Origin of the sequence: Streptomyces sp. (genome assembly GCF_031181555.1) — a bacterium.
GTDB lineage: Bacteria > Actinomycetota > Actinomycetes > Streptomycetales > Streptomycetaceae > Streptomyces > Streptomyces fimbriatus.
In genome coordinates this window covers 1-7,839 of record NZ_JAPSKQ010000231.1, presented here as the reverse complement: position 1 = coordinate 7,839, position 7,839 = coordinate 1, and the positions used below count along the sequence as shown (strand labels likewise).

Here is a 7,839-nt window from a genome sequence, read left to right as displayed (position 1 = left end):
GCTGCTCGCCGGCACCGTCGTCCTCGCGGTCGCCGCCGTCCTCGTCGCCACGGGAGCGTGAGCAGGCGTGATCGATATCAACGAGTCCGTGATGCAGTTCCTTCTGGCGTTCCTCGTCGTCGGCCCGCTCCTCGGCGCCGCCGCCGCTCTCCTGCCGGCCCCGCCCGGACTGAAGGGGAAGTCACCCGAGCAGGCCGTGCTCCGGCACGGCGTGACGGTCACCGGCGCGGTCCTCGTCGCGGCGGTCGTCCTCGCGCTCGGCTTCGACCACGACCGGCCGTCGACGATGCAGGCCACGACCGACATCAGCTGGATCCCCGCACTCGACGTGCGGATCCACCTCGGCACCGACGGCATCTCCCTCCCCCTTCTGGTCCTGACCGCGCTGCTGACCTTCCTCTGCGCGCTCCACTCGTACTTCAAGCCGCCCGCGGGTCCCTCCCCGAGGGCCTTCGTCGCCCTGCTGCTCGTCCTGGAGTCCGGCACCCTCGCGACCTTCGCCGTCCTCGACCTGGTCCTGTTCTTCCTCGCCTTCGAGATGGTCCTCATCCCGATGTACTTCCTCATCGCCCGCTGGGGCGGCGAGGGCCGGGCCGGGGCCGCCTGGAAGTTCATCCTCTACACGCTGCTCGGCTCCGTGGTCATGCTGCTCGGCCTGCTCCTGATCGGAATCAAGGCGGGCACGTTCGACATGGTGGCACTCGCCACTGACAACGGCCGGTCGCTGACCACGTCCGTGCAGGTCATCGCCGTTCTGGCGATCGGGATCGGGCTCGCGGTCAAGACCCCGATGTGGCCGTTGCACAGCTGGCTGCCCGACGCCCACACCGCCGCGCCGACCGTCGGCTCGGTGCTGCTGGCCGGCGTCCTGCTGAAGATGGGCACGTACGGGTTCGTCCGCATCCTGCTCCCCGTCGCGCCGGACGGATTCCGCACCTTCGCGCCCTACCTCGCCGCCTTCGCCGTCGTCGGCATCATCTACGGATCCCTCGCCTGCCTGGCCCTGGCCAAGCGGGGCGCGAAGGGCGACCTCAAGCGCCTCATCGCCTACTCCTCCGTCGGCCACATGGGCTTCGTCCTCCTCGGCATCGCGACCATGACCCCGACCGGCGTCAACGGCGCCCTGTTCGCCAACGTCGCCCACGGCCTCATCACCGGCCTGCTCTTCTTCCTGGTCGGAGCCCTCAAGGACCGCACCGGCAGCACCGACCTCGACACCCTCGCCGAGGAGACCGGCGCCGCCCTCTACGGCAGGGCTCCCCGCCTCGGCGGACTGCTCGCCTTCGGCGCCGTCGCCTCCCTCGGCCTGCCCGGCCTCGCCGGATTCTGGGGCGAGATGCTCGCCCTGTTCGGTGCCTTCGACCCCGCCGAGGGGCTCAGCCGCCCCGCCTTCCTCACCTTCATGGCGATCGGCGCGTTCGGCACCCTGCTGACCGCCGCCTACCTGCTGGTCGTGGTCCGCCGGGTCTGCATGGGCGCCGTACCGCAGGAAGCCCCGAAACTCACCGACGTGCGCGGCTACGAGTTCGCGGCCTGGACCCCGCTCGTCGTCCTCACCGTCGTCGCCGGGCTGTGGCCCAGGGCCCTCCTCGGGCTCACCGACCCGGCCGTGCAGCAGCTCCTCGCAGGAGGCACCCGATGAGCTCCCTCGTCCAGTCCGTCGACTGGCTGGCCATCGCGCCGCCCACCATCGCGGCGGTCGTCGGACTCGTCGTCCTCGTCGCCGACCTGTTCGTCGGCGAGGCCAGGAAACCGCTGCTCGGCTGGCTCTCGGTGGCCGGACTCGCCGCCGCCACGCTCATGCTGCTGCCCCTCCTCGACGCCGACCGCAGCACCTTCTGCCTGGTCGGCGACACCGGCGTGTGCAGCTACACCGCCGACCGCTTCACCCTCGTCATCCAGTTCCTGGTGCTCGGCGGCGCCCTCCTGGCCGCCCTGCTGTCCGTCACCGCCCTGAAGGACGCCGGCAAGCGGCTCCCGGAGGGGGAGTACTGGTTCCTGTTCCTGTCCTCCGCGGCCGGCGCGGCCCTCCTGCCCGCCTCCCGCGACCTCGCGACCCTCATCGTCGCCCTGGAGGTCGCCTCCCTGCCCGCCTTCGCCCTGGTCGGCCTCCGCCAGGGCGACCGCAAGTCCTCCGAAGCGGCCCTGAAGTTCTTCCTGTCCTCGGTCACCGCCACCGCGGTCAGCCTGATGGGCGTCAGCTTCGTCTACGCCGCCACCGGCACCCTCCACCTCACCCGGATCGCCGAGCGCATCCAGGACGTCGACGGACAGCTCCACACCCTCGCCCAGACCGGCGTGGTCCTCACCCTCGTCGGCTTCGCCTTCAAGACGGCCGCCGTCCCCTTCCACTTCTGGGTGCCCGACACCTACGTGGGCGCCCCCCTGCCGGTCGCCGCCTACCTGTCCGTCATCGGCAAGGCCGTCGGCTTCTCCGGCCTGATCCTCGTCACGGTCGTCGCCCTCCCGTCCTACGCCGACGTCTGGGGCCCCGCGCTCGCCGTGCTGGCCGCCCTCACCATGACCGCGGGCAACGTCGGCGCCCTCCGGCAGCAGGCCACGCGCGCGTACAGCGCGGTACGCCTGCTCGCCTGGTCCTCCGTCGGCCAGGCCGGCTACCTCCTCGTCCCGATCGCCGCCGCCGCGTACTCCGACGATCCCGAGCAGTCGATCGGCTCCACCCTCGCCTACGCGCTCATGTACGGCGCCGTGAACCTCGGCGCCTTCGCCGTGGCCGCCCTGGTGGGCCGCGCCCACCGCCTCAACCGCGTCGCCGACTACCGCGGCCTGTACGCCTCCAGCCCGCTCACCGCGCTCCTGATGGGCTTCTTCCTGCTCTGCCTCGCCGGACTCCCGCCGGGCATCATCGGCCTCTTCGCCAAGGTCACCGTCTTCTCCGCGGCCGTCGACGCCGGACTCGGCTGGCTCGCCGTCGTCATGGCCGTCAACGTCGTCATCGCGCTGGTCTACTACCTCCAGTGGACGGCCCTGCTGTTCCGCGCCCCCGAGGGCGAACCGGTGAAGCACCGTCTCCCCGCCCCCCTCACCGCCGCGATCGCCCTGACCGGTGTCCTGGGCATCGCCCTGTCCGGCGCGCCGCAGCTGGTCCTCCGCTTCACCGACACCGGACTGTTCTGAGGGCCGGCCCGCATCCGGCACGCGCGCGCGGGCACTCGCATCACCGCGTGTTCCCACGCGCGCGTGCCGCCAGGGACCCGCCGTCACCCGGACGGGTCACACGCGCCCTCGCGCGCACAAGGGAACTAGTGCCTCCCGCCTGGCGTTGACCGATACGGGAGGGTCCACTGGACGTGACCCCACGACACCAGTGGCAGCGCAGGTCAGAAGGAAGATCAGCAAGCGAAGGGTTCCCCTGCCGCACGACTTGGAGGGCGTACCGTGCACCGCCGGCACAACGGGCTCAGGACCGCAGTCCTCCTCGGGGGACTGTCCGCACTCATCATCGTCATCGGCAGTTTCTTCGGCCGCGCGGGGCTCGTCGTCGCCGTTCTGATCGCACTCGGCACCAACGCGTACGCGTACTGGAACAGCGACAAGCTGGCCCTGCGCGCGATGCGCGCCCGCCCGGTGAGCGAGTTCGAGGCCCCGGGGCTGTACCGCATGGTCCGCGAGCTCTCCACCCAGGCCCGCCAGCCCATGCCCCGCCTGTACATCTCCCCGACGGAAGCGCCCAACGCCTTCGCCACCGGCCGCAATCCGCGCAACGCCGCCGTGTGCTGCACCGAAGGCATCCTGCGCCTGCTGGACGAGCGCGAGCTGCGCGGTGTCATCGGCCACGAACTCAGCCACGTCTACAACCGCGACATCCTGATCTCCTCGGTCGCCGGCGCCCTCGCCTCCGTGATCATGTTCCTGGTCAACTTCGCCTGGCTCATCCCGATCGGCCGCTCCGACGACGACGACGGTCCCGGCCTCCTCGGCATGCTGCTGATCATGATCCTCGGCCCGCTCGCCGCGTCCCTCATCCAGCTGGCCATCAGCCGCTCCCGGGAGTACGAGGCGGACGCCTCCGGCGCCCAGCTCACCGGCGACCCGCTCGCCCTCGCGAGCGCCCTGCGCAAGCTGGAACGGGGCACCAAACAGCTCCCGCTGCCGCCCGAGCCCCGCATCGAGACGGCCAGCCACATGATGATCGCGAACCCCTTCCGACCGGGGCAGGGGATGTCGAAGATGTTCTCCACCCACCCGCCGATGACGGAACGCATCGCCCGACTCGAGAAGATGGCAGGTCACATCCAGTGAAGACCATTCTGAACGTCATATGGCTCGTTCTCAGCGGCTTCTGGCTGTTCCTCGGCTACCTGCTCGCAGGCGTGCTGCTGTGCATCACGATCATCGGCATCCCCTTCGGCATCGCCGCCTTCCGCATCGGTGTCTACGCCCTGTGGCCCTTCGGACACACGACGGTCGAGCGCCGCGACGCGGGCGCCCCCTCCTTCGTCGGCAACGTGCTGTGGCTGGTCCTCGCGGGCTGGTGGCTGGCGATCGGGCACATCGTCACCGGTGTCGCCCTGTGCGTGACCGTCATCGGAATCCCGCTCGGCATCGCGAACTTCAAGCTGATCCCGGTCTCCCTGCTCCCGATGGGCCGCGAGATCGTGCGGACGGACCAGCCGTTCACCTCGCGCTGGTAAGACCCGGGGCCGGCCCGTCGGAGCACGCCGCGCCCCGCACGTCGTCCACAGCCCGGAGGTTGTCCACAGGCCCGCCCGATTGTCAGTGGCGGCCCGCATGATGAACGCATGACCGAGCACGAGCAGTTGCTGACACTGGTGGCGGCCAAGGCCCGCACCGTCCGCCCATGGGGCCGGCCGTCCTTGCCCGAGCCCATCGACGCGGCCGCACTGGTCCGGGCCGAAGCCGCCCTGGGTTTTGAGCTGCCGCCTCTGCTCGCCGATCTCTACCTGCGGATAGCGGACGGCGGCTTCGGCCCCGAGTACGGTCTGCTGCCCCTCCTGGACAGCCCGCCCTCCGACGAACCCGCCGCCGTGGTCCAGTACCTCGCCAACCGCGAGAGCGGCCGCGAGGACCCCGACTGGCCGTGGCCCGAGGGCGTACTGCCGATATCCCACTGGGGCTGCGGAATGTACGCCTGTGTGGACTGCCGCTCCCCCGAGGCCACCGTCGTGCTCTTCGAACCCAACCCGGGCGACCCGGCCCTCGCGTGGTACGTCGACGCCCCGAGCCTCTCGCACTGGCTGCGCTCCTGGGTCGAGGGCACGGGCTGGTACGAGGAGGAGAACGAGGGCGTGGACCTGGCCCCGTGGACCGACGTCCGCATACCCGCGAAGCCGGCACCGGCGTCCTGAGCGACGCGGTCCGGCGGCGGCACCGGCGTCGCCGGACGGGGCGAGCCACGACGCCCCCGCCCGCCCCGGTGCGGGCATCCGGCCCCCGGGCCCGAGGGCCGCGAGGCACCCGGCACGGCTAGCGGCCGGCCCTCGACCGCCGCACCCCGTAGGCCAGCACACCCACCGCCAGCACGCCCGCGCCGATCGCCACCGAAAGCCCCGGCAGCGAGAACGCCAGCACCAGGCACCCGGCGAGCCCCAGCGCCGGCACCACTCGCGCCGCCGGCCCCGGACGGAGCGTCCAGGCCGAGGCGTTGGCCACCGCGTAATACGTCAGCACCCCGAAGGAGGAGAAGCCGATCGCGCCCCGCACATCCACCGTGGCGGCCAGCACGGCGACCACCACGCCCACGGCCAGCTCCGCCCGGTGCGGCACCCGGAACCGCGGATGCACGGCGGCCAGACCACCCGGAAGATGCCGGTCCCGGGCCATGGCCAGCGTGGTCCGGGAGACCCCCAGGATCAGGGCGAGCAGCGAACCCAGCGCGGCCACCGCCGCACCCACCCGCACCACGGGCGCCAGCCCGGGAACCCCGGCGGCCCGCACCGCGTCGGCGAGCGGCGCAGTGGCGTCGCCCAGCCCCTTCGCCCCCAGCACGGAAAGGACAGCCACAGCGACAGCCGTGTACACGACCAGCGCAATGCCCAGGGCCAACGGGATCGCGCGGGGAATGGTGCGCGCCGGATCCCGGACCTCTTCGCCGAGGGTCGCGATCCGGGCGTATCCGGCGAAGGCGAAGAACAGCAGACCGGCCGCCTGAAGCACCCCGCCGGCACCGTCCGGAACCTCGATGCCCAGGCGCCCGGCATCGGCCTCCCCGGAGGTCAGGGACACGACCACCACGGAAGCGAGGACAGCCAGGACCACGGCCACGATCGCCCGCGTCAGCCACGCGGACTTCTGGACACCGCCGTAGTTCACCGCGGTCAGCGCCACGACGGCGGCGACCGCCACGGCGTGTGCCTGCCCCGGCCAGACGTACGCGCCCACGGTGAGCGCCATCGCCGCACAGGAGGCCGTCTTCCCGACCACGAACGCCCAGCCCGCGAGATACCCCCAGAACTCCCCGAGCCGCTCGCGCCCGTACACGTACGTGCCGCCCGAGGCCGGATACAGGGCGGCGAGGCGGGCCGACGACGTGGCGTTGCAGTAGGCGACCACGGCGGCGACCGCGAGCCCGAGGAGCAGTCCGGAACCGGCCGTCTGCGCGGCGGGCGCCAGCGCGGCGAAGATCCCGGCTCCCACCATCGAGCCGAGACCGATGACCACGGCGTCGCCGACACCGAGCGTGCGGCGGAGTCCGGAACCGGGAGGCGCTGTCATGAGGCTGCACCCTACTGACCGGTGAAACCGCCGCCCGTACCCCGCATGGCCCGTACACCAAGACAGGGCGAACAACCGGGTGCGACAGGACGAACGGCAGAGGGGCGGAGAGACGGGGCACGATCGCCGAGCCGGATCCGGAACGGGATTCCACCACGTCGTGGACGGTGCGGGGGTGGCGGAAGGGGCGGCGGCACGGCTGGTGGACCACTCGCGGGCCTGACCGCGCCGCGCATCCGCAGCCGACAGCGAGAAGGGCGGGCAGCCACAGGATGCCCGCCCTTCCCCGTGCCTGCGCGGCGCGCGGACGCCACCGGCCCCGGCCTTGTCGGCCTTACCGGTAGTTCACGAACTGCAGGGCGAAGTCGAAGTCCTTGCCCTTCAGCAGGGCGATGACGGCCTGCAGGTCGTCACGGCTCTTGGAGCTGACCCGCAGTTCGTCGCCCTGCACCTGCGCCTTCACGCCCTTCGGGCCCTCATCGCGGATGATCTTCGCCACCTTCTTCGCGTTCTCCTGGGAGATGCCCTCCTGGATCGACGCGAAGATCTTGTACTCCTTGCCCGAGAGCTGGGGCTCACCCGCGTCCAGGGCCTTCAGGGAGATACCGCGCTTGATCAGCTTGGACTGGAAGACGTCGAGGACAGCCTTCACCCGGTCCTCGGAGTTCGCCTCCATGAGGATCTTCTCCCCGGACCACGAGATCGAGGCGCCCACGCCCTTGAAGTCGTAGCGCTGCGAGATCTCCTTGGCGGTCTGGTTGAGGGCGTTGTCGACCTCCTGCCGCTCGACCTTCGAGACGATGTCGAAACTGGAGTCGGCCATGTCCTGTGGCTCCTTGTATCGGGGTGCGTATCGGGCTGCGAACCGGATGCGTACCGGCGTACGTGGGGCGGCCACCGAGCCCGGTATCGGTCCCGGGCCGCATCCGGACAAGCCTAGCCACCCCCCGGCCCCCGGGTGGCGATCAATCGGGTGGCGAAGCACCCCTGTCCATCGGGTATTGTTTACGTCGTTGCCACGGAGCACCGCCGCAAGGCGGTTCGACGGCAGCAAACCCGGCGGTGTGCCCGAGCGGCCAAAGGGAGCAGACTGTAAATCTGCCGGCTCAGCCTTCCCAGGTTCGAATCCTGGCGCCGCCACAC

Annotated in this window: 7 protein-coding genes and 1 tRNA gene; 6 read left to right on the top strand and 2 right to left on the bottom strand. The window is 71.2% G+C overall.

What is annotated here, in order from left to right; translation table 11 throughout:
- Nucleotides 1-67: 67 nt before the first annotated feature.
- The 5 genes from RIM90_RS29140 to RIM90_RS29120 all read left to right on the top strand — a co-directional run bounded on the left by RIM90_RS29140 (nucleotide 68) and on the right by RIM90_RS29120 (nucleotide 5,330).
- Nucleotides 68-1,642 (top strand): NADH-quinone oxidoreductase subunit M, encoded by a 1,575-nt coding sequence (locus tag RIM90_RS29140; RefSeq protein ID WP_309063746.1) that lies wholly within the window; start codon nucleotides 68-70, stop codon nucleotides 1,640-1,642.
- The gene (locus RIM90_RS29135) at nucleotides 1,639-3,138 is read left to right on the top strand and encodes an NADH-quinone oxidoreductase subunit N (protein ID WP_309063745.1); all 1,500 of its coding nucleotides are present in this window, start codon (nucleotides 1,639-1,641) and stop codon (nucleotides 3,136-3,138) included. The genes RIM90_RS29140 and RIM90_RS29135 overlap by 4 nt, the downstream gene beginning before the upstream one ends.
- Nucleotides 3,139-3,399: 261 nt before the next feature.
- Nucleotides 3,400-4,263, top strand: a complete 864-nt coding sequence (gene htpX / locus RIM90_RS29130) for a zinc metalloprotease HtpX (RefSeq protein WP_309063744.1) — start codon at nucleotides 3,400-3,402, stop codon at nucleotides 4,261-4,263.
- The gene (locus RIM90_RS29125; protein ID WP_309063743.1) at nucleotides 4,260-4,655 is read left to right on the top strand and encodes a YccF domain-containing protein; all 396 of its coding nucleotides are present in this window, start codon (nucleotides 4,260-4,262) and stop codon (nucleotides 4,653-4,655) included. Before htpX ends, RIM90_RS29125 begins: the two co-directional genes overlap by 4 nt.
- A gap of 108 nt (nucleotides 4,656-4,763) precedes the next feature.
- Nucleotides 4,764-5,330: an SMI1/KNR4 family protein gene (locus RIM90_RS29120; RefSeq protein WP_309063742.1), complete on the top strand. Its 567-nt coding sequence runs from the start codon at nucleotides 4,764-4,766 to the stop codon at nucleotides 5,328-5,330.
- 118 nt (nucleotides 5,331-5,448) lie between these two features.
- Here RIM90_RS29120 and RIM90_RS29115 read toward each other — a convergent pair whose 3' ends face one another.
- Nucleotides 5,449-6,696 (bottom strand): APC family permease, encoded by a 1,248-nt coding sequence (locus RIM90_RS29115; RefSeq protein ID WP_309063741.1) that lies wholly within the window; start codon nucleotides 6,694-6,696, stop codon nucleotides 5,449-5,451.
- Nucleotides 6,697-7,030: 334 nt separating this feature from the next.
- On the bottom strand, nucleotides 7,031-7,519 hold the full coding sequence (locus RIM90_RS29110; RefSeq protein WP_159535251.1) for a YajQ family cyclic di-GMP-binding protein: 489 nt from the start codon (nucleotides 7,517-7,519) through the stop codon (nucleotides 7,031-7,033).
- Between the two features lie 235 nt (nucleotides 7,520-7,754).
- Between RIM90_RS29110 and RIM90_RS29105 the strand changes: the two genes are divergently transcribed.
- Nucleotides 7,755-7,836 (top strand) — tRNA-Tyr (locus RIM90_RS29105).
- The last annotated feature ends 3 nt before the right edge of the window (nucleotides 7,837-7,839 follow it).

Excerpts from the sequence above, each read along its gene's own strand:
- RIM90_RS29135 (WP_309063745.1), top strand. The coding sequence starts at position 1,639 with ATGAGCTCCCTCGTCCAGTCCGTCGACTGGCTGGCCATCGCGCCGCCC.
- RIM90_RS29120 (WP_309063742.1), top strand. The coding sequence starts at position 4,764 with ATGACCGAGCACGAGCAGTTGCTGACACTGGTGGCGGCCAAGGCCCGC.
- RIM90_RS29115 (WP_309063741.1), bottom strand. The coding sequence starts at position 6,696 with ATGACAGCGCCTCCCGGTTCCGGACTCCGCCGCACGCTCGGTGTCGGC.
- RIM90_RS29110 (WP_159535251.1), bottom strand. The coding sequence starts at position 7,519 with ATGGCCGACTCCAGTTTCGACATCGTCTCGAAGGTCGAGCGGCAGGAG.